Raw genomic sequence first — 19213 nt, forward strand, 5'->3', positions numbered from 1 at the left:
GACAAGCTGATGGGAAGCATCATACATGTGAAGATAGAACGCCCGGTTTTGTTCAATTTCCTGGTAGGTGTGAGAAAAGAACATAAAAAAATCTCCTCTTTCATGTATTCTGAGGAGATTCTACATATTTTTTCATTGCTTGTCCATTGACAGAAGACTTTATCAACAGAATGAAAAGCCGTGAATCACTGAGATTCACGGCTTTTGTTGCGATCAGTCCAAGAGTCTGGAACGAAGTCAAAACCTCCTGGGTGGAAGGGATGACATTTTAAAATTCGTCTGACGGTTAAGTATCCGCCCTTTAATGCGCCGAACCGCTTAACTGCTTCTAAGCCGTAATGAGAACATGTCGGGTAAAAACGGCATGTCGGCGGCTTTAAGGGTGAAATACATGTTTGATAAAAGCGGATCAGCCAAATAAATAGTTGTTTCATTGCTGATAAGTCATCCTTACTTGTCCTGTTCTTTTTTCTCAAGAACAGTTGATGAATGATCTTTATGTTCTTCGATTGGATCGACTGTATGTTTGAATTTATATGCTTTGTTCACTGCAACAACAGACATAGCAATCACAGCGAAGATAATAATAATAGAAATGACCATAACAACGGCCATGAAGCATTCCTCCTATCCATTTGTTCTCATTTATCATATCATGTTTTCTTCCCGCTGAAAAAGAATGTTTTAAATCCTCATGCAGTGGTAATGAATAAGTAGTGGTGATAGAAAAGGCATAACATAATTAGGAGGAATGAATTAGATGTCTCAACAATTAATTAGCAGTGTAAACAAACAAATTGCAAATTGGACAGTCATGTATACGAAGCTACATAATTATCACTGGTTCGTAACAGGTCCGCAATTCTTCTCACTTCATGAAAAGTTTGAGGAATTCTATACAGAAGCAGGCGTGCACATTGATGAATTAGCCGAACGACTATTAGCCCTTGAAGGAAAACCAGTGGCTACGTTAAAAGAGTCGTTAGAAATGGCTTCCATCGAAGAAGCTAGCGGCAATGAGTCTCCTGATGAGATGGTCCAATCCGTAGCCAACGACTTTACAACGATGATTACAGAACTTAAAGAAGCCATGGATCTTGCAGCGGAGGTCAATGATGAAACAACGGGTGATATGCTGTTATCTATTCATCAGGGCCTAGAGAAGCACGTGTGGATGCTTAAGTCTTATCTAGGAAAATAAACAAAAATAAAGGATGTTCCCAAGTAAATTGGGAACATCCTTTTCTTATGTATGGGTGATTTAGTGATAGAGTCGATTGTTCGGGAGGGAGTGATATGTGTCGTTCGTATCGAACTTTTGCTTTAATGCTTCAAACAGGTATAAACGGAAAAAATAGGCTAATTCCTCTTCTTTTAAATCTTTAATCATATTTAAAATTTCTTCTTGAGACAGTTGCTCAAGAACGGTTAGTGTAATCATGTCCAGATCTTCTTCCGTTCCTTGGAGCCTGCCTCTATAGATTTCGAATAATTCATCCACCAATTTCAAGATAATCCTCTCCTTTGTTTTAAGATATATGTAAGACTCTCCTTATCCCTTTATAACAGTTATACCCTAAATGGAGCGAATAAACCAGCGAATAAGCACCAACTTATAGAAGAAATTCTACTCATTTTTCTGAATAGCCGTGGGAAAGCTAAAAAAAGGAGGTGTTTATTGTGCAGAAGGAGAAGAATACTTATTATATTTCAATTGCCAATGGGGAAATTATGCGAAGTTCGACTGATTCTCCATGGAACTTTAAAGTGGAGGCAACAGACGAAGAGATTACCGCTTTGAGGGAGCTGTTTAATGCCAATTATTCAACAGAATGGGCAAACTTTCTCCGAGCTCATGTGCCGTACGTTCAATATCATTATGACCGGGAAAATGATCAATATGACAGCCGTATGGAACAGGTATACGAGATGATTTATCAGCTTGGGGACGAAGAGGCAAAACAGTATGTCAAGGATATATGGAAGAAGGAGTAGCAGACAGAGGCACAGAGGCTCACGCTTAGAAGAAAATAAGGTATAATGGATTCAACATATAAAAATAAATCAGCAGGGGAACGAATATGTTTGAATTCACAGATCAAAATGGCTGCCGGGTAACGCTTTCTTTCACAAGGAATGCTTTTTCCTTGTCTGCCCGGCATGTCCTTGTTTTTTGTCGATATCATCAAAATTGGCTGCTTACCTGCCACCCGAAAAGAGGGCTAGAGTGCCCCGGCGGAAAGGTGGAAACTGGAGAAACACTGGAGCAAGCAGCCGTGCGTGAAGTGTATGAAGAAACGGGAGCGGTTGTGGACACGTTGTCTTTTATTGGAGAGTATTATGTAAATCAGCCGGAGAACCCGTTTGTAAAAGCGGTTTTCTTTGCGGAAATTGGGAAAATAGAAAAGAAGCAGCACTATTTAGAAACGAACGGCCCCATGTTATTCGACCAGGATTTGCGTACGGAAAGGATGAATCCCCGCTTTAGCTTTCTAATGAAGGATGAGGTAGTAGAGAGAACGCTTAACTTCCTGGAAGAGAACGAGTGGCTTAAACAATAATAAATGTGGTGATAAGATGGATCAAATCATTGATTGCTATCGTTTCCCTTCTCCCAATCCGCGTGTGCGCCTATCCATGGTTACATATTGGTCAGATGGTTTAAAGGTAAAGGGAATGCTTGCAGAGCCGAAAGAGGAAGGAACGTACGACGGATTCCTTTACTTACGTGGAGGCATCAAAAACGTGGGAATGGTGCGGCCCGCCCGCATAGCACAGTTTGCCTCTGAAGGTTTTATTGTTTTCGCACCGTTCTATCGGGGAAACCGGGGCGGTGAGGGAAACGAGGATTTTGCTGGAGAAGACCGGATGGATGCCTTTGCCGCTTTTGATTTGCTTATGTCTCACCCGAGAGTGAATCATCATGTGCATATTTTTGGCTTTTCTCGGGGAGGTGTCATGGCCCTTCTGACCGCCCTGGAAAGGAATCCTGCCTCGATCGTGACATGGGGCGGGGTTTCAGATATGGTCTTAACCTATGAAGAAAGGAAAGATCTGCGTCGGATGATGAAGCGGGTAATTGGTGCCAGCCCTTATAAGGATGAAGAGGTGTATAGATGGCGCACACCATTGTACGAGCTTGATAAAATAGATGCACCAGTTCTCATCATTCACGGAATGCATGATCAGAATGTCTCGCCTGAGCATGCATTCCGTTTAGAAAGAAGACTGCAAGAATTAGAGAAAACAGTGGAGACATGGTATTTTAAGGAGTACAACCATTATTTTCCGCCTCGTGTTAACAGAAGAATTGTGACCGATGTAGGACGATGGATGAAGAAACATAGAGAATAAAAGTGAGGAGGAACGACTATGGGAATGCCGATGGAACTCAATACGATGATTGTGACGAAGGGAAAAGAAACGCGTCATGAGGAAAACTTATTTTCGCTGAAGAAAAAAGGATACCGCCTTTATCCGATTGATATACCGCTGAGCGTGCATAAAGTGCGCGATGGGGATCCAACCGGGACAGCTGTGATTGAAAAAGTGGAGTGGGAAAGCGAGGAGACTACCATTACGTATAGGCTCATCTCTTTAAATACCACAAACTAATGAGGGAAATAGACAATATTAAACGGCGGCAAAGACACGCGGCCGTCGTTTTTTGTTCAAGTAAGAGCGGTTGATAAACAGTAAAAAGAAAGGTGAGGTGAATGGCTAGAAAAAGAGCGTTTACGGAGGAAGAGCTTTTGGATACTGCGGAACAGCTAATCATTGAACAGGGCTATAGCAGCTTTCATTTAAAGAAGCTAGCCGAGCATTTAGCATCCGGGGCGCGGAGTACGATTTACCAGTACTTCGCCAATAAAGAAGAAATAGCTGCTGCCTGTATGAAGAGAGCGATGGTACGTACAGTTGCGAAGGCTGAGCAGGTAGATGAACGAGAGCCGTTAAATGCTCTGCGTGATCTGCTTCGAATGTATATGCAGGAGGCAGATCTTCATGCCATACTGGGAGACGTAAGAAAAATAGATGTATCTCAGTCTGAAAAAGCGGCCGAGCTTGTCCGAGAGGTTATGGGTATGCATGAGACACTTAGTGACCAGCTTTCCCGAATTTTTCAACAGGCGCAAAATGAAGGGGTGGTACGACGGGATATTCCGTTTGTTATTCTAGCGAGTTTATTTTTTCAACTGATTAACACACCGAATGTCATGCAGCTGCCTTCTGAAGAGTGGGCGGATTATTTATTTAATATTTGGTATGAAGGGAGCGGAAAAAAATAATCGCTCCCTTTCCTTGCTTTATTTTTGACACTCATGTCAATATTGTTTTTAATGAAAAAGAGCTGAGTTTTTTAATAGACAAGGAGGAGAATGAATGAAAGAGCTACTTAGGCCGCTTACAGATCGGGTGTCGACTCGGAAAGGAAGGTGGATAGTGATTCTTGCTTGGCTGCTTGCAGCTGTATTGCTCAGTGTATTAGCGCCAAGCTCACGTGATTACAGCGTATCTTCTATCCAGTCCCTGCCTGACGATTCACCAGCGATGGAAGCGGCGGAGAAAGCTTCTCATTACTTTCCAGACGATGAAGGGACACCTGCCATTCTCGTATTTAATACAGAGAACGGCGAATTAGAATTGACCGCACTTTCTCAAGCAGTTGAACATATGCAGCAAACCGCTGTTGATGGAGTAAAGGAAATTGTACCATTTCATAAGCTTCCGCCTCCAGCTCAAGAGCAGTTTCTTTCTGAGGATCGTTCAGCTGCGGCCATTCCTTTCATATTTGAGGAAGGGCTTGAGACAGACGAAATCGAAGCAGGTATTAATGAAGTCAATAAGATTGCTTCTGAACAAGCGGAGAATACAGGGATCTATGTGACTGGACCGGCTGGGATTGCGGTAGACACCACTGCTCTCTTTTCACAGGCAGATATTGTTCTGCTGCTGTCCACTGTGGGGATTATTCTGGCACTTTTAATTATTATTTACCGCTCGCCGCTTTTGGCGCTTATTCCATTGCTGGCTTCTGCAGTGGTGTATGCTGTTACTGACCGGATTTTAGGGCTGTACGGCAAAGCCGGACTCGACATGAGCAGCCAATCATTATCCATTATGACGATTCTGCTGTTCGCAGCGGTAACGGATTATTCACTGTTCGTGCTGGCTCGCTACCGAGAAGAACTCAAGGTGTACGATGATAAATACAAAGCGATGAAAGAGGTAATGAGAGGAACAGGCGAACCGCTTTTCTTCTCAGGAGGAACCGTGTTAGCAGCGATGCTTGTCTTATTCTTTGCTTCTATCGGTGACTACCAAAACTTTGCGCCTATCTTCGCTACTGTCATGGCAGTAATCATGATTGGTTCTTTAACCCTCGTTCCTGCTTTATTTATTTTATTTGGACGCAGATCTTTCTGGCCAAAAGTGCCTCAAGTAGGAGGGAAAGCTGAACAGGAGAGTGGCCTTTGGAGCAAGGTGGGAAGCTTTGTAACGAGCCGGCCGCTTATTGCTGGCGGTATGGTTCTTCTGCTGATGATTGTCACTTCGTTGAATACATTAAACATCAAATATGAATTTAATACGTTAAAGTCTTTTCCGGATGATATGCCTTCTCTTCAAGGCTATGAAGTCGTGGAAGAGAAGTTTGCAGCTGGCGATGTAGCACCGACAACTGTCATCTTCGAAGGGAATGGGGAAGCAGAGCGTCTGGCTGCTGAGCTTGAACAACAACCCGGAGTAGGGACGGTTACTCCATCAGCTGTAAGTGAGGATGGAGAAGCTCAGGAGCTATCCTTATCTTTTGAGGGCAACCCTTATGAAGAACCGGCTATGAAGGCGCTAGAGGCCCTCCGCGAAAATAAAGAAGCCATTGTAAAAGCTGCCGGGGCAGAGGGAGAGCTTTATTTTGCCGGAGAGACAGCTCAAAATGTGGATGACCGCTTGCTAAACAACCGTGATTTAAAGGTAATTGTGTTACTAGAAACTATTTTGATTTTTGTCATGCTGATCGTTCTGACCCGCTCGGTTAAGATGCCGATTTATATGGTAGGTACCATCTTGGTTTCCTTCCTATCAGCACTCGGATTAGGAATATTCTTAACCGAACTGTTTTTCGGTATTGATGCGATTAGTACACGGGTGCCGCTATATGCCTTCATCTTCCTAGTAGCACTGGGCATCGATTATAATATTATCCTTGTCTCTCGTTACTTAGAAGAGCGTGAAAAGTATCCACTGAAGGAGGCTGTCAAAATAGCGGTGTCGAAGACAGGAGGAGTGATCTCCTCGGCTGGTATTATTCTCGCCGCTACATTCGCCGTGCTAATGACACAGCCAATCGAAATTTTATTTGTCTTTGGTTTTATTGTCGCCATAGGGATTTTAATTGATACGTTCTTAGTCCGGGGGTTATTGTTGCCGTCTTTGCTGATATTCTTTGAAAAGAACCGGGCAAGTGAAAGGAAGCAAGCAAGATAGTAAAAAAGCGTGCTCTCGAAGAGAGGCACGCTTTTTTTAGGTGATTATAACACTGGTCCGCCAAGTTCAACGATTTCTTTTGAAACATTTTCGAACTTCTTGAAGTTCTCACGGAATTTGTCAGCCAATTCTTTTGCTTTAGTCATAAACGCATCTTCGTCTGCCCATGCTTTGCGCGGGATTAACACTTCATCAGGAACACCAGGTACATGAAGCGGAATTTGCAGGCCGAATGTTTTTGTTGTGTAAGTTTCAACGTTGTTTAATTCGCCTTCAAGAGCTGCTTGAACCATCGCACGCGTATAAGCAAGCTTCATGCGGGAACCAACACCATATTCTCCGCCAGTCCAGCCTGTATTTACTAGGAAGACTTGAACGTTATGTTCATCAATTTTCTTACCAAGCATTTCCGCATAGCGTGTCGCTTCAAGCGGAAGGAATGGTGAACCGAAGCATGTAGAGAATGTAGCTTCAGGAGCAGTTACGCCGCGTTCTGTACCGGCAAGCTTAGAAGTATAGCCGCTTAAGAAATGGTACATCGCTTGTTCTTTTGTTAATTTGCTGATTGGAGGCAATACGCCGAATGCATCCGCTGTTAAGAAGATAATTGTGTTCGGATGGCCAGCTACACTTGGATCTACGATATTATCCATAGCTTGAAGCGAGTAAGCCGCACGTGTATTTTCTGTTAATGAATTGTCTTCGTAATCCGGAATGCGTGTATTTTCATCAAGAACAACATTTTCTAATACTGCACCGAAACGGATCGCATCGTAGATTTGCGGCTCTTTCTCACGTGTAAGGCCGATTGTCTTCGCATAGCAGCCGCCCTCGATGTTGAATACTCCGTTTGATGACCAGCCATGCTCATCATCACCGATCAGGCGGCGGTTTGGATCAGCACTTAACGTTGTTTTCCCTGTACCGGAAAGGCCGAAGAATAGAGCCACATCGCCTTCATAGCCAACATTCGCTGAGCAATGCATTGGCAGAACGTCGTTTTCAGGAAGCAGGTAGTTCATAACGGAGAAGATTGACTTCTTCATTTCACCTGCATATTCTGTACCGCCAATTAAGACAACACGGCGCTCGAAGGATACGATGATAAATGCCTCTGATCTTGTGCCATCAACTTCAGGGTCAGCTTTGAAGCCTGGTGCTGAGATGACAGTGAAGCCAGCTTGGTGGTTTTTCAATTCTTCTTCAGTCGGGCGAATAAAGAGCTGATGAACAAAAAGGTTATGCCATGCATACTCGTTAATCACCTGGATTGGTAAGCGGTTTGCTTGATCTGCACCCGCGAAGCCTTTAAAAACAAAAAGTTCTTCTTTTTCCTTTAAGTAACCGATCACTTTCGTGTATAATTGATCAAACACTTCTTTAGAAATAGGCTCATTGACTGGTCCCCAATCAATTTTATCCTTCGTAGAAGGTTCCTCGACAATAAATTTATCTTTAGGCGAACGGCCAGTATATTTTCCAGTTTCTGCGCGCACCGCTCCAGAGGCTGTTAAAACGCCTTCCTCGCGATTTAATACCTTTTCTACAAGCAATGGCACAGATGGCTGTATAGTTACGTTAGAGCCCTTTAAAAGATCCACAATTTCGCTTGCGATGTTCACAGTCTTCATAAATTTATAACCATCCTTTATCTAGTAAATGTATGTGATCTGTCAATTCTCAAAAATAGTATAACACATTCCCATTAATAGTCTATACTATTATTTGATTTTTTGTTATTTTTTATTGTCGGCTTATTTTTGCAAGATATTTATCATAATACAACGGTTTTTCTACATTTTACATGACTGAAACTGATTTGTCTGCTGAAGGGTGTTTTTAGACAAAGAAGGAAGCAGAAAGCCCTGTTTTTAAGGATAGTTGTTGACATTAATGGGGGAATTACGTAAGATGTAACCTTGAACGGATACTCTTATCCTGAGCTGGCGGAGGGACAGGCCCAATGAAGCCCGGCAACCTGCTTGATCCTAAGGAAGCGAAGGTTGTTTATCAATCGCTTCTATTATACATATTTTCAAGACAAAGGTGCCAACCTGCAGCAAGGGAAAAACCTTGAACGATAAGAGTGAAAGGCCTAAGTTGAAACGTCTAACCTTTCCTCTCTTTATTTTCAGGAGAGGAGTTTTTTATTTCTGCGTTCTGTTCAGCAATTATAGGCTAAATTGTTCTATTCAATTTTGCGTATAATTTTACAGAACGTGTTTGGAAAGAATAAACTTAAGGAAAATGAGTACCGTGCAACTAACGATCAGTGTAAGCTGGTCATTTCAAGGAGGAAGTATCATGACAACAAATCGCCGTCTATTTACTTCAGAGTCAGTTACTGAAGGCCATCCGGACAAAATTTGTGATCAGATTTCTGATGCGATTTTGGATGAAATTTTAACGCAGGACCCTAATGCACGTGTAGCAGCAGAGACATCCGTGACAACTGGTCTTGTATTAGTAGCTGGGGAAATTTCTACAACTTCGTATGTCGACATTAACAAGATTGTCCGCGAGACAGTAAGAGAAATCGGCTACACTCGCGCGAAATACGGCTTTGATGCTGACACATGCGGAGTATTAACTTCAATCGATGAGCAGTCCCCTGATATTGCAGCCGGCGTAAACCAAGCGTTGGAAGCCCGGGAAGGTAAAATGAGCGATGAAGAAATTGAAGCGATTGGTGCGGGAGACCAAGGGTTAATGTTTGGTTTTGCTTGCAATGAAACAGAAGAGCTAATGCCGCTTCCAATTTCATTGGCTCATAAGTTATCCCGCCGTCTGACACAAGTAAGGAAGGAAGAGATTATTCCTTATTTGCGTCCCGATGGAAAAACACAGGTAACTGTTGAATACGACGAGAATGATAAACCAGTAAGAATCGACACAATTGTTATTTCTACACAGCATCATCCGGAAATCTCTTTAGAACAGATTCAGCAGGACCTGCGTCAGCACGTTATTGAGCCAGTAGTGCCGGTTGAGCTAATCGACGAGGAGACAAAATATTTCCTTAACCCGACAGGACGTTTCGTTATTGGCGGCCCACAAGGAGATGCCGGTTTAACAGGCCGTAAGATCATCGTCGATACATACGGCGGTTATGCTCGTCACGGAGGGGGGGCCTTCTCCGGTAAGGATCCGACAAAAGTAGACCGTTCTGCTGCTTATGCAGCCCGCTACGTAGCAAAAAACATTGTTGCTGCCGGCTTAGCCGAGAAGTGTGAAGTGCAGCTTGCTTATGCGATCGGTGTAGCACAGCCGGTTTCCATTTCAGTTGATACATTCGGTACTGGCACAGTATCTGAAGAAGTGCTCGTAGAATTGATTCGCAGCAACTTTGACCTTCGTCCGGCGGGTATCATTAATATGCTGGGTCTGCGTCGCCCAATCTACAAGCAAACAGCTGCTTACGGACATTTCGGACGTATCGATGTTGACCTTCCATGGGAAAGAACAGACAAAGCGGAAGTGTTAAAACAACAAGCCACGAACTAATAGTAAAACCCTGCGAACTCACTCTGAGTTCGCAGGGTTTTGTTGTAGGCTTTTGTAATATTCACCTTTTTCGACGTATTCTCTAACGATTCGCTCCATTTCCTGACGGTCATGGTCATTGACTGGGCGAATCACCTTTGCAGGGCGGCCGAATGCTAAGGAGTGAGGAGGAATCACCTTTCCTTGAGGAACGAGGCTTCCTGCACCAATAAAGGCGCCCTCTCCGATTTCCGCATTATCAAGAATAATGGAGCCCATACCGATTAACGCACCTTTTCTGATCTTGCAGCTGTGCAGGATCACTTGGTGGCCGACGGTTACCTCATCCTCGATAATAAGCGGATTGTTTGGACTCTGATGAAGCACCGAGTTATCCTGTATGCTCACTTTATTTCCAATGATGGTCGGTGCGACATCCCCCCGGATAGAGGTGTTGAACCAGATGTTTGACTTCTCACCGATTTTGACATCGCCGCTGATGGATACGTAGTCAGCGATGAAAGCTGAATCGGCAATTTCAGGGGTTTTTCCTTTATAAGGATAAATCATTTCTTTTTTTCCTTCCTTTCTGGATAAAAAACAAATTTTCTTATTATTGTATCTAAAACGACAACATTTGTATAATGGAAAGTAAAAAAGGGAAAGTTGGAGGAGGAATAGGTCGTGTGGAAGTGGGAAACAGAGGAACAGCCAAGAGGCGTCATCGTTATGGTACACGGAGCAATGGAACATCACGGCCGTTACGGCTGGCTGATTGAGATGTGGCGTAAGAATGGGTTTCATGTAGTAATGGGAGACCTGCCTGGCCACGGCATGACTTCCCGGGCGAAAAGAGGCCATATTTCTTCTTTTAATGAATATATTGACGAAGTAAGAGAGTGGCTGATGGCCTCTTATCAATTCAACTTGCCGGTCTTCTTGCTAGGACATAGCATGGGAGGACTCGTCGTTATCCGCCTTCTTCAGGAAATAAAAGAAGACATCGAAGTAGCAGGGGTGATCCTGGCGTCTCCATGCCTCGGCATGCTTCATACACCGCCTAAAGTATTAGAGATGATGTCGCATGGGCTAAGTTCTCTTTCGCCTTCGTTAAAGTTTCCGTCTGGTTTAACTCTAGAAATGGCTACACGCAATGAGGAAATACGGGAGGCTGATAAAGATGACCCGCTCTATATTCATAAAGTATCTGTCCGCTGGTACCGGGAACTGATTCAGGCAACGAAAACAGCCAGCCTTAAGGCAGCAGACTCCCTTGATGTACCGCTTCTTGTTATGCAGGCGGGCAGCGATTTAATTGTAGACAAGAAGAGTGTAAAAAGATGGTTCAACAAGCTTGATGTTTCAGAGATGCATTATAAGGAATGGCCTGAGCTGTATCATGAGTTATTCAATGAGCCGGAGCGGGAGGAAGTATTTCGCTATACGATGGAATTTGTAGACAGCCGCCTGCGCCTGCTGGGCTATGTAACATGAGATAAATTAATAGATTAATGGGTTGAAAGAACGCTGTTTGCCATAATATTCTGTTACAGGCAGGCAACAGAGGAGGAGTAGCCATTGACGATTAAATTAAGTGTACTGGATCAGTCTCCTATCTCAGAAGGGACAACGGCAGAAGAAGCGCTGAGGCAAACCGTACAGCTTGCCCGTCATGTAGAAGCGCTGGGCTATGAACGTTTTTGGGTATCTGAGCATCATGACGCTTCTCATCTGGCGGGCTCATCACCAGAAGTGCTCATCGCCTATTTAGCGGCCAAGACAGAACGGATTCGTCTAGGCTCGGGCGGTGTAATGCTGACCCATTACAGCCCGTATAAAGTGGCAGAGAATTTCCGGCTGCTTGAGGGGCTTGCGCCAGGAAGGATCGATGCAGGTGTGGGGCGGGCGCCAGGAGGCATGCCCATTGCCTCTTGGGCACTTAACAACGGCCAGCCGAGGAAAAAGGATCTTTTTCCGGAATTGATTGACGAATTGGTCGGTTATGTGAAGGGAGACGTGGAAAGCGGACCTTATCCGGGATTAAAGGCTTCTCCAGTTGTGCAAACCGTTCCGGAAGTATGGGTGCTTGGGTCCAGCTTATCCAGTGCCAAGCTCGCAGCAGAGAAAGGGCTCCCTTATGCGTTTGCCCAGTTTATTAATGGAGATGGAGGGTCAGAGCATATGGCTGCCTACTTGAAGCACTTCCAGCCATCCCCTTTACTGAACCAGCCTAAAAACTTGACCGCGGTATTCACCATCTGCGCAAAGACAGATGAGGAGGCTGAATATCTGGCCTCCAGTCTGGATTATTCCTTAATCATGGGTGCGCAGGGCATGCAGCTCAATGGTACGCCGAGCCCAGAGAAGGCTTCCGCTTACGAGTACAATAAGTATGAGCGGCCCTATATTAAGGAAAACCGGAAGCGCATGGTTGTCGGCAGTCCGGCTACCGTTCGCGAGCAATTTAAGCGGATTAGCGAGCAATATGAAACGGAAGAGATTATGGCTGTTACCATCGTGTATGACTTTGAGAAAAAACTGCAATCATTTGAGTGGCTAAGGGAAGCTGTTCAATAAAAAAGGAAAACGGCAGCCGTTTTCCTTTTTTAATTCAGCGCTTTTCGATAGCCACAATGAATGGGGGATTATTAGCTTGATTAATGAATTCATAGCGAAGCACGTGTGCTTTTGTCTGATCCATGCTTTGTACGAAGTGAAGCAATTTCTCTTTTTCTTCAGCCCCCTCCGTGTGTCCATGATAAATCACGAGCACAATGATTCCGCCGGGGGAGAGCATAGAGAATATCTGTGTTACTGCTTCAATGGTTGTATCTGGTTTCGTAACAATTGATTTATCTCCCTTCGGCAAATATCCAAGATTAAATACGGCCCCTGAGAGCCGTCCGTGCCATTCAGAAGGGATCACCTCAGCTGCATGCTCGTGTCCTTCCTCAAAGAGCGTTACGCGATTGCTCAGGCCGTGCTCTTGAAGGCGGACAGCTGTATTTTCCAATGCCTGCTTTTGTATATCAAAGCCGAATACATGTCCATTGCTGCCGGTAAGCTTTGCAAGAAAGACTGTATCATGGCCGTTTCCTACTGTTGCATCAATGGCCGCGCTTCCGTCCGTCACTACCTTTTCAAGAAGCAGCCGGGCGAACGGAAGAATACCATCCATATTCATAAAAAGTCTCCTTTCACATCATTTTGTGATGACTGTATAAAATTTCTTTCCTTTCACAAACTACATTCATCATTTATTTAGGAGGTTAGCACAATGGATATGAAGCGTGCAAAGCAAATCGTTTCTTCCTCTGCTGATATTGATGTGACCTTTGCTGGGACATCTATCTGGATTGATGAACTTCATGAAGAGAATGAAATGGCGACCGTTCATCTAAGGGGCCCGCTGGAGGAGCGGACACAAGTTGCCATTAAAGACTTAAAAGAGGAAGAGACCCGCTAATTTGATCCCCCGTTCCCTTAAAGGGAGCGGGGGATCTTAGTTAGAAGGAAAGCTTAGTCGTTTGCTTCTGAAGAAAGCGTGCCCCTTGAAAGCTGTTCCTTCGATGAAGCTCTGCATCAATCGCATTTAAAACGGTCCATTTATCCACGCTCCACATCGGACCGATCATCAAATCAATGGGTCCGTCACCAGTAATGCGATGAATCACCATCTCGGGCGGGAGGATTTCTAGCTGATCACATACGAGCTGGACATACTCCTCTAAAGAGAGAAACTCAAGCATGCCTTTTTCATATTGCTTGACCATAGGTGTGCCTTTCAACAGATGGAGAAGGTGAATTTTAATTCCCTGTACATCTAAACCAGCAACTGCCTGGGCCGTTTCCATCATCATCTCCGGTGTTTCCATAGGGAGTCCGTTAATAATATGAGAACAGATACGAATATTGTGTTTGCGAAGCTTCTCCACCCCTTCTACATAAGCCGGAAAATCATGTGCCCGGTTAATGAGATTAGCTGTCTTTTCGTGAACGGTTTGCAGACCGAGCTCCACCCACAGATAAGTCCGTTCGTTCAGCTCAGCTAAATAGTCAACTACCTCATCTGGAAGGCAATCAGGGCGAGTTGCAATGGACAAGCCAACGACGCCATCCTGGCTAAGCACGGTTTCGTACTTTTCCCGAAGTACATCGACTGGGGCATGGGTATTCGTATAGGCTTGAAAATAAGCGATATACTTACCATCCTTCCATTTGCGATGCATTTTATTTTTTATCTCTTGAAACTGTGCTTCTAAACTATCGGCACGGCTGCCAGCGAAGTCGCCGGAACCGGCCGCACTGCAGAATGTACACCCGCCAAAGGCTACTGTGCCATCACGGTTCGGGCAGTCAAAACCGCCGTCCAATGCTACCTTAAAGACTTTATGGCCAAAGTGCTTACGCAGATGATAATTCCATGTATGATAGCGTTTATTGTCACTTGCATAAGGAAACGGATTTGTTGTCATTGGTTTCATCCTTTCTGTCCAGTATCAAGGGGATACTTCAAAGAAAAAGTGTATCATGAGCGGGGAGGGAAATACTATGGTTATCCATAGAGACTAGTCAGAATAGTAAGTTCGGAAAACAGCTTGAAAAAACTGCCTGTGCTCTCTAAACTGTTACTTTGGAATACGAAATAACGGTTAGATGGGGGAGACAGTATGCCAAAAGCTGTTTGGTTGTTAGTCATTGGTATGGTCATTAATGTAACAGGATCCTCGTTTTTATGGCCTTTAAATACAATTTATATACATGGAGAGTTAGGGAAATCCTTGTCTGTGGCAGGGGTTGTTTTAATGTTGAACGCAGGTGCAACAGTGGTTGGCAATTTACTCGGCGGTACCTTATTTGACCGGCTGGGAGGCTATCGGACAATTTTGCTGGGAGCATTTATCAATGTTACTGCTATGACGGGAATGACATTTTGGAACGGGTGGCCGCATTATGTATTCTTCCTGACAATTGTCGGCTTTGGATCCGGTATGATCTTCCCAGCGGTGTATGCGCTCGTCGGTGCAGTGTGGCCAGAGGGCGGACGGCGCGCCTTCAACGCCATATATATTGCGCAAAATGCAGGGGTGGCACTTGGTTCCGCACTCGGCGGCTTTGTTGCTTCCTTTTCGTTTGCTTATATATTTGGCGCGAATCTAATGATGTTTACTGCGTTCTTCCTGATTGCCGCCTTTGGCTATCGGGGCATGAAGAAAGTGCAAGGGAGCCAGACGAGCGTTCTAGCGGAGAGTGGAGCTGTGAAGAGCCGCAGCAAGCTAAATGCATTATTCATCCTATGCGCTGCCTACATGATTTGCTGGATTGGCTACGTACAGTGGCAGTCTACTATTGCTACTTACACACAAGAATTGAATATCAGCCTCAAACAGTACAGTTTGTTGTGGACTATTAATGGTACGCTTATTGTTTTCGGCCAACCGCTGATTAATTATCTAGTGAAGATCTTTAAGGATAATATGAAAAAACAGATCATTACTGGTATTTGTATTTTTGCTGTGTCTTTTGCTGTCACAGCGTTTGCTGGCGACTTCAAAGGATTCCTTGCCGCTATGCTGATTCTGACGGTAGGTGAAATGCTTGTCTGGCCTGCAGTGCCGACTGTTGCGAATCAGCTTTCCCCAAAAGGACGCGAAGGGTTCTATCAAGGGGTCGTAAACAGCACAGCGACAGCCGGCCGGATGTTTGGACCAGTACTTGGCGGAATGCTTGTTGACTTGTACGGCATGTCTGTTCTGTTCTTTGTTTTAATTGCTTTGCTTGCTATCAGTGTTAGTTTGACCGTTGTATATGACCGTCCTCTAAAAGGGAAAGAAGAGGTGCCGGCTGTGTCTGCGTCTTCTCTTTAGGCTTGCAACAGAGAGAAATATTGTCTAAAATAGTTGTAGACTGAATAATGGAAAGATAGTGATTGAGGAGTAGTAATGGTGTTCTTTCGGTAAACAGAGAGCTGGCGGCCGGTGCAAGCCAGTCCGGAAAATCTATGAACTCGCCTCTTGAATCGCAGGTGTGAAACAAAAAGTAATGCCTGCCGCTGTAATCGGCGTTACAGATACGAAGCAGAGCGCGATCGTTTGCGCTAATGTGGGTGGTACCGCGGGAATCTCTCTCTCGTCCCAACTTGTGGGGCGGGAGTTTTTTCATATCAACAGGAAAGGGTGTTACATATGAGTTTCAATCATCAGAAGATTGAACAAAAGTGGCAGCAGTATTGGGAAGAAAATAAAACATTTAAAACAACAAGTGAGGCAGACAAGCGTAAGTTCTACGCATTGGATATGTTCCCTTATCCTTCAGGAGCAGGTCTTCATGTAGGACACCCAGAAGGCTACACGGCAACCGATATTTTATCCAGAATGAAGCGGATGCAGGGATATAATGTTCTTCACCCAATGGGCTGGGATGCTTTTGGCTTGCCGGCGGAGCAATATGCACTAGATACAGGAAATGACCCGGCAGAATTTACGAAGCATAATATTGATAACTTCCGCCGTCAAATTAAATCTCTCGGTTTCTCTTACGACTGGGACCGGGAAATTAATACGACAGATCCTGGCTACTATAAGTGGACACAATGGATCTTCTTACAGCTGTATAAAAAAGGATTGGCCTATGTAGATGAAGTGCCTGTCAACTGGTGCCCGGCCCTTGGTACAGTACTTGCCAATGAAGAGGTTATCGACGGCAAGAGCGAGCGGGGAGGACACCCGGTTGAGCGCCGCCCGATGAAACAGTGGATGCTGAAAATTACAGCTTATGCTGATCGTCTGCTTGAAGACTTAGAAGAGCTGGACTGGCCGGAAAGCATTAAGGATATGCAGCGTAACTGGATCGGACGTTCAGAAGGGGCAGAGGTCACCTTTGGAATTGAAGGACATGAAGAAACATTTACGGTGTTTACGACACGTCCAGATACACTCTTTGGTGCCACTTACGCTGTATTGGCTCCCGAGCACCCGTTTGTGGAAAAGATCACGACAGCTGACCAAAAGGAAGCGGTAGAGCGCTATTTGGATCAAGTAAAATCAAAAAGCGACCTGGAGCGTACAGATCTTGCGAAGGATAAAACAGGCGTGTTTACGGGTGCCTATGCAATCAATCCAGTCAACGGAGAGAAGATGCCAATCTGGATTGCGGATTACGTGCTAATGAGCTACGGAACCGGTGCTATTATGGCTGTTCCGGCGCATGATGAGCGTGATTATGAATTCGCGAAGAAATTTGAGCTGCCGATCAAAGAAGTAGTAGCGGGCGGAGATGTGGATAAAGAGGCGTACACAGGCGACGGTGAGCACGTGAATTCAGACTTCTTAAATGGCTTAAATAAAGAAGAAGCGATTGAGAAGATGATCCAGTGGCTTGAGGAAAAAGGCAATGGCACGAAGAAGGTTACTTACCGTCTGCGTGACTGGCTATTTAGCCGCCAGCGTTATTGGGGAGAGCCAATTCCAATTATTCATTGGGAAGATGGTACAATGAGCACAGTTCCGGAAGAGGAGCTGCCGCTTGTGTTACCTGAAACAACTGAAATTAAGCCGAGCGGTACGGGCGAATCGCCGCTTGCTAATATTGATGACTGGGTAAATGTAGTAGATCCAGAAACAGGCAAAAAAGGCCGGCGCGAAACGAATACAATGCCGCAATGGGCGGGAAGCTGCTGGTATTACCTGCGCTTTATTGATCCAAACAATGATGAAGCGCTGGCTGATCCGGAAAAATTAAAGCAATGGCTGCCGGTTGATATTTATATCGGCGGAGCAGAGCATGCCGTCCTTCACTTATTATATGCACGCTTCTGGCACAAAGTATTGTATGACCTTGGCGTTGTACCGACGAAGGAGCCGTTCCAGAAGCTGTATAACCAAGGGATGATTCTTGGAGAAAATAACGAAAAGATGAGTAAATCCAAAGGAAACGTCGTAAATCCAGATGAAATTGTCGAGAGTCATGGGGCTGACACGCTTCGTCTGTATGAGATGTTCATGGGACCGCTGGATGCTTCTATTGCCTGGTCCACCACGGGTCTTGACGGGGCGCGCCGCTTCCTTGACCGTATCTGGCGTCTGCTTGTTCAAGAAAATGAAGAGCTTAGCGACAAAATAACCGACTCAGGCAATGAGCTGGAGAAGGTATATCACCAAACTGTAAAGAAAGTGACGGAAGACTACGGCAACCTGCACTTTAACACAGCTATTTCACAAATGATGGTGTTCATTAATGAAGCTTACAAAGCCGAGACACTTCCAAAGGAATATGTAGAAGGCTTCGTGAAACTGCTTGCACCGATAGCTCCTCACCTGGCTGAAGAGCTGTGGGAAAAGCTTGGTCATGAAGGTTCAATTAGCTATGAAGCTTGGCCGACATTCGATGAGACAAAGCTGGTAGATGATGAGGTAGAAATCGTTATTCAAGTGAATGGCAAGGTGAAAGCAAAATTAATGATTTCTAAAGAAGCAACAAAAGAAGAAATGGAACAAATCGCTATGAACGAAGAGAAGGTTCAAGAGCAAATTAACGGTAAAACAGTGCGTAAAGTGATAGCTGTACCGGGTAAACTGGTTAATATTGTAGCTAACTAGAAGAAAGGATGAAAAAACATGGAATCAATTCCGCAAATTACAACAGAAGAGTTAAAACAAAAGCTTGAAAATGGAGAAAAGCTGGAAATAATTGATGTGCGTGAAGATGAAGAAGTAGCTGCTGGAAAAATTCCTCAAGCTAAACATATCGCTATGGGGACTATTCCTGAGAACCTGGACAAGTTCGATAAGGAAAAAGAGTATATTTTCGTTTGCCGTTCGGGTGGACGCAGTACCAATGTTTGCCACTTCATGCGTGATCAAGGATTCAAGGTCCGCAACATGACAGGCGGCATGCTGGAGTGGACAGGAGAAACAGAATAATATAGGAAAAAGCAGCCCTTGATCCCTTCAAGGGCTGCTTTTTTGAGGCATCCAGCAAATGGATGCACATGTGGCTTATATCTGATGGACTCTCTACACATCCTAAAAGAGATATTCGAGATGAATATCTCTTTTAAAAATACCGGTGAGGTGAGCAGCATGGCCAAAAGAGATTGGCAGGATCCGACGACTCAGAAGTTTAGCCATAACTGGACACGTCCAAAGCGTACGAAGTCACAGGTGAACGGGCATACGGAGGTATCGCTGCACACAAGGATTATGCGAAGCGTCTCGAACGAAAACCGGTTTTGTTAATAAAAAAG

22 protein-coding genes, 1 riboswitch and 1 other annotated feature are annotated in these 19213 nt (G+C 44.7%); of the genes, 15 read left to right on the forward strand and 7 right to left on the reverse strand.

Annotation, left to right across the window (positions count from 1 at the left end):
- Nucleotides 1-185: 185 nt before the first annotated feature.
- Entirely contained in the window at nucleotides 186-434 is a 249-nt protein-coding gene (gene yidD, locus QY97_RS19830) for a membrane protein insertion efficiency factor YidD (RefSeq protein WP_040037863.1), read from the reverse strand.
- Nucleotides 435-450: 16 nt separating this feature from the next.
- Nucleotides 451-615: a YtzI protein gene (ytzI, locus tag QY97_RS19835; protein WP_083965792.1), complete on the reverse strand. Its 165-nt coding sequence runs from the start codon at nucleotides 613-615 to the stop codon at nucleotides 451-453.
- Between the two features lie 145 nt (nucleotides 616-760).
- Between ytzI and QY97_RS05535 the strand changes: the two genes are divergently transcribed.
- Complete coding sequence (locus tag QY97_RS05535) at nucleotides 761-1201, forward strand: Dps family protein (RefSeq protein WP_039234032.1); 441 nt, start codon at nucleotides 761-763, stop codon at nucleotides 1199-1201.
- A 60-nt stretch (nucleotides 1202-1261) separates the two neighbouring features.
- Here the strand turns inward: QY97_RS05535 and QY97_RS05540 are convergent, their stop codons facing one another.
- Entirely contained in the window at nucleotides 1262-1501 is a 240-nt protein-coding gene (locus tag QY97_RS05540; protein WP_315849902.1) for a DUF6154 family protein, read from the reverse strand.
- A gap of 179 nt (nucleotides 1502-1680) precedes the next feature.
- On the opposite strand from QY97_RS05540, the gene QY97_RS05545 reads away from it, so the two are divergent.
- The 6 genes from QY97_RS05545 (at nucleotide 1681) to QY97_RS05570 (ending at nucleotide 6486) form a co-directional block, all read left to right on the forward strand.
- Nucleotides 1681-1995 carry a hydrolase gene (locus QY97_RS05545; RefSeq protein ID WP_229731587.1) on the forward strand — a complete coding sequence of 105 codons (315 nt, stop codon included), beginning with the start codon at nucleotides 1681-1683 and terminating at the stop codon, nucleotides 1993-1995.
- A gap of 86 nt (nucleotides 1996-2081) precedes the next feature.
- Nucleotides 2082-2561 (forward strand): RNA deprotection pyrophosphohydrolase, encoded by a 480-nt coding sequence (ytkD, locus tag QY97_RS05550; protein ID WP_039234037.1) that lies wholly within the window; start codon nucleotides 2082-2084, stop codon nucleotides 2559-2561.
- Nucleotides 2562-2577: 16 nt separating this feature from the next.
- On the forward strand, nucleotides 2578-3354 hold the full coding sequence (locus QY97_RS05555) for an alpha/beta hydrolase family protein (protein ID WP_039234040.1): 777 nt from the start codon (nucleotides 2578-2580) through the stop codon (nucleotides 3352-3354).
- Between the two features lie 18 nt (nucleotides 3355-3372).
- The gene (locus QY97_RS05560) at nucleotides 3373-3615 is read left to right on the forward strand and encodes a DUF2584 domain-containing protein (protein WP_039234044.1); all 243 of its coding nucleotides are present in this window, start codon (nucleotides 3373-3375) and stop codon (nucleotides 3613-3615) included.
- Between the two features lie 101 nt (nucleotides 3616-3716).
- Nucleotides 3717-4289 carry a TetR/AcrR family transcriptional regulator gene (locus QY97_RS05565; protein ID WP_039234046.1) on the forward strand — a complete coding sequence of 191 codons (573 nt, stop codon included), beginning with the start codon at nucleotides 3717-3719 and terminating at the stop codon, nucleotides 4287-4289.
- 94 nt (nucleotides 4290-4383) lie between these two features.
- Entirely contained in the window at nucleotides 4384-6486 is a 2103-nt protein-coding gene (locus tag QY97_RS05570; protein WP_039234049.1) for an MMPL family transporter, read from the forward strand.
- A gap of 44 nt (nucleotides 6487-6530) precedes the next feature.
- Here QY97_RS05570 and pckA read toward each other — a convergent pair whose 3' ends face one another.
- On the reverse strand, nucleotides 6531-8117 hold the full coding sequence (gene pckA / locus QY97_RS05575; protein ID WP_039234051.1) for a phosphoenolpyruvate carboxykinase (ATP): 1587 nt from the start codon (nucleotides 8115-8117) through the stop codon (nucleotides 6531-6533).
- Between the two features lie 299 nt (nucleotides 8118-8416).
- Nucleotides 8417-8573: riboswitch (SAM riboswitch) on the forward strand.
- Nucleotides 8574-8790: 217 nt separating this feature from the next.
- Between pckA and metK the strand changes: the two genes are divergently transcribed.
- The gene (gene metK / locus QY97_RS05580) at nucleotides 8791-9990 is read left to right on the forward strand and encodes a methionine adenosyltransferase (protein ID WP_039234053.1); all 1200 of its coding nucleotides are present in this window, start codon (nucleotides 8791-8793) and stop codon (nucleotides 9988-9990) included.
- 18 nt (nucleotides 9991-10008) lie between these two features.
- On the opposite strand, the gene QY97_RS05585 is transcribed toward metK, so the two are convergent.
- Nucleotides 10009-10539: a gamma carbonic anhydrase gene (locus QY97_RS05585; protein WP_039234056.1), complete on the reverse strand. Its 531-nt coding sequence runs from the start codon at nucleotides 10537-10539 to the stop codon at nucleotides 10009-10011.
- Nucleotides 10540-10653: 114 nt separating this feature from the next.
- Here QY97_RS05585 and QY97_RS05590 point away from each other — a divergent pair, with 114 nt between their 5' ends.
- Nucleotides 10654-11463: an alpha/beta hydrolase gene (locus QY97_RS05590; RefSeq protein WP_039234059.1), complete on the forward strand. Its 810-nt coding sequence runs from the start codon at nucleotides 10654-10656 to the stop codon at nucleotides 11461-11463.
- Nucleotides 11464-11547: 84 nt separating this feature from the next.
- Nucleotides 11548-12546 carry an LLM class flavin-dependent oxidoreductase gene (locus QY97_RS05595; RefSeq protein WP_039234060.1) on the forward strand — a complete coding sequence of 333 codons (999 nt, stop codon included), beginning with the start codon at nucleotides 11548-11550 and terminating at the stop codon, nucleotides 12544-12546.
- Between the two features lie 34 nt (nucleotides 12547-12580).
- On the opposite strand, the gene QY97_RS05600 is transcribed toward QY97_RS05595, so the two are convergent.
- Nucleotides 12581-13153 (reverse strand): tRNA (mnm(5)s(2)U34)-methyltransferase, encoded by a 573-nt coding sequence (locus QY97_RS05600; RefSeq protein ID WP_039234062.1) that lies wholly within the window; start codon nucleotides 13151-13153, stop codon nucleotides 12581-12583.
- A gap of 93 nt (nucleotides 13154-13246) precedes the next feature.
- Here QY97_RS05600 and QY97_RS05605 point away from each other — a divergent pair, with 93 nt between their 5' ends.
- Nucleotides 13247-13435 (forward strand): H-type small acid-soluble spore protein, encoded by a 189-nt coding sequence (locus QY97_RS05605; protein ID WP_039234065.1) that lies wholly within the window; start codon nucleotides 13247-13249, stop codon nucleotides 13433-13435.
- 40 nt (nucleotides 13436-13475) lie between these two features.
- Here QY97_RS05605 and QY97_RS05610 read toward each other — a convergent pair whose 3' ends face one another.
- On the reverse strand, nucleotides 13476-14444 hold the full coding sequence (locus tag QY97_RS05610) for a TIGR01212 family radical SAM protein (protein WP_039234068.1): 969 nt from the start codon (nucleotides 14442-14444) through the stop codon (nucleotides 13476-13478).
- Between the two features lie 195 nt (nucleotides 14445-14639).
- Here QY97_RS05610 and QY97_RS05615 point away from each other — a divergent pair, with 195 nt between their 5' ends.
- The 4 genes from QY97_RS05615 (at nucleotide 14640) to QY97_RS05630 (ending at nucleotide 19205) form a co-directional block, all read left to right on the forward strand.
- Nucleotides 14640-15836 carry an MDR family MFS transporter gene (locus QY97_RS05615; RefSeq protein ID WP_039234071.1) on the forward strand — a complete coding sequence of 399 codons (1197 nt, stop codon included), beginning with the start codon at nucleotides 14640-14642 and terminating at the stop codon, nucleotides 15834-15836.
- Nucleotides 15837-15885: 49 nt separating this feature from the next.
- Nucleotides 15886-16109, forward strand: a binding site (T-box leader).
- A 45-nt stretch (nucleotides 16110-16154) separates the two neighbouring features.
- On the forward strand, nucleotides 16155-18566 hold the full coding sequence (leuS, locus tag QY97_RS05620) for a leucine--tRNA ligase (RefSeq protein WP_039234075.1): 2412 nt from the start codon (nucleotides 16155-16157) through the stop codon (nucleotides 18564-18566).
- A gap of 18 nt (nucleotides 18567-18584) precedes the next feature.
- A complete protein-coding gene (locus tag QY97_RS05625) occupies nucleotides 18585-18890 on the forward strand; it encodes a rhodanese-like domain-containing protein (protein ID WP_039234078.1) in 306 nt (101 codons plus the stop codon).
- A 120-nt stretch (nucleotides 18891-19010) separates the two neighbouring features.
- Entirely contained in the window at nucleotides 19011-19205 is a 195-nt protein-coding gene (locus QY97_RS05630; RefSeq protein ID WP_039234081.1) for a YpzG family protein, read from the forward strand.
- Nucleotides 19206-19213: the final 8 nt, after the last annotated feature.

It is taken from the genome of Bacillus thermotolerans (assembly GCF_000812025.2).
Classification (GTDB): domain Bacteria; phylum Bacillota; class Bacilli; order Bacillales; family Domibacillaceae; genus Quasibacillus; species Quasibacillus thermotolerans.

Coding starts and splice junctions, on each gene's coding strand:
- QY97_RS05605 (WP_039234065.1), top strand. CDS start 13,247: ATGGATATGAAGCGTGCAAAGCAAATCGTTTCTTCCTCTGCTGATATT.
- QY97_RS05625 (WP_039234078.1), top strand. CDS start 18,585: ATGGAATCAATTCCGCAAATTACAACAGAAGAGTTAAAACAAAAGCTT.
- QY97_RS05610 (WP_039234068.1), bottom strand. CDS start 14,444: ATGACAACAAATCCGTTTCCTTATGCAAGTGACAATAAACGCTATCAT.
- ytzI (WP_083965792.1), bottom strand. CDS start 615: ATGGCCGTTGTTATGGTCATTTCTATTATTATTATCTTCGCTGTGATT.
- QY97_RS05615 (WP_039234071.1), top strand. CDS start 14,640: ATGCCAAAAGCTGTTTGGTTGTTAGTCATTGGTATGGTCATTAATGTA.
- QY97_RS05570 (WP_039234049.1), top strand. CDS start 4,384: ATGAAAGAGCTACTTAGGCCGCTTACAGATCGGGTGTCGACTCGGAAA.
- QY97_RS05630 (WP_039234081.1), top strand. CDS start 19,011: ATGAATATCTCTTTTAAAAATACCGGTGAGGTGAGCAGCATGGCCAAA.
- QY97_RS05565 (WP_039234046.1), top strand. CDS start 3,717: ATGGCTAGAAAAAGAGCGTTTACGGAGGAAGAGCTTTTGGATACTGCG.
- QY97_RS05555 (WP_039234040.1), top strand. CDS start 2,578: ATGGATCAAATCATTGATTGCTATCGTTTCCCTTCTCCCAATCCGCGT.
- QY97_RS05600 (WP_039234062.1), bottom strand. CDS start 13,153: ATGAATATGGATGGTATTCTTCCGTTCGCCCGGCTGCTTCTTGAAAAG.
- ytkD (WP_039234037.1), top strand. CDS start 2,082: ATGTTTGAATTCACAGATCAAAATGGCTGCCGGGTAACGCTTTCTTTC.
- leuS (WP_039234075.1), top strand. CDS start 16,155: ATGAGTTTCAATCATCAGAAGATTGAACAAAAGTGGCAGCAGTATTGG.
- yidD (WP_040037863.1), bottom strand. CDS start 434: ATGAAACAACTATTTATTTGGCTGATCCGCTTTTATCAAACATGTATT.
- QY97_RS05535 (WP_039234032.1), top strand. CDS start 761: ATGTCTCAACAATTAATTAGCAGTGTAAACAAACAAATTGCAAATTGG.
- QY97_RS05560 (WP_039234044.1), top strand. CDS start 3,373: ATGGGAATGCCGATGGAACTCAATACGATGATTGTGACGAAGGGAAAA.
- QY97_RS05585 (WP_039234056.1), bottom strand. CDS start 10,539: ATGATTTATCCTTATAAAGGAAAAACCCCTGAAATTGCCGATTCAGCT.
- metK (WP_039234053.1), top strand. CDS start 8,791: ATGACAACAAATCGCCGTCTATTTACTTCAGAGTCAGTTACTGAAGGC.
- pckA (WP_039234051.1), bottom strand. CDS start 8,117: ATGAAGACTGTGAACATCGCAAGCGAAATTGTGGATCTTTTAAAGGGC.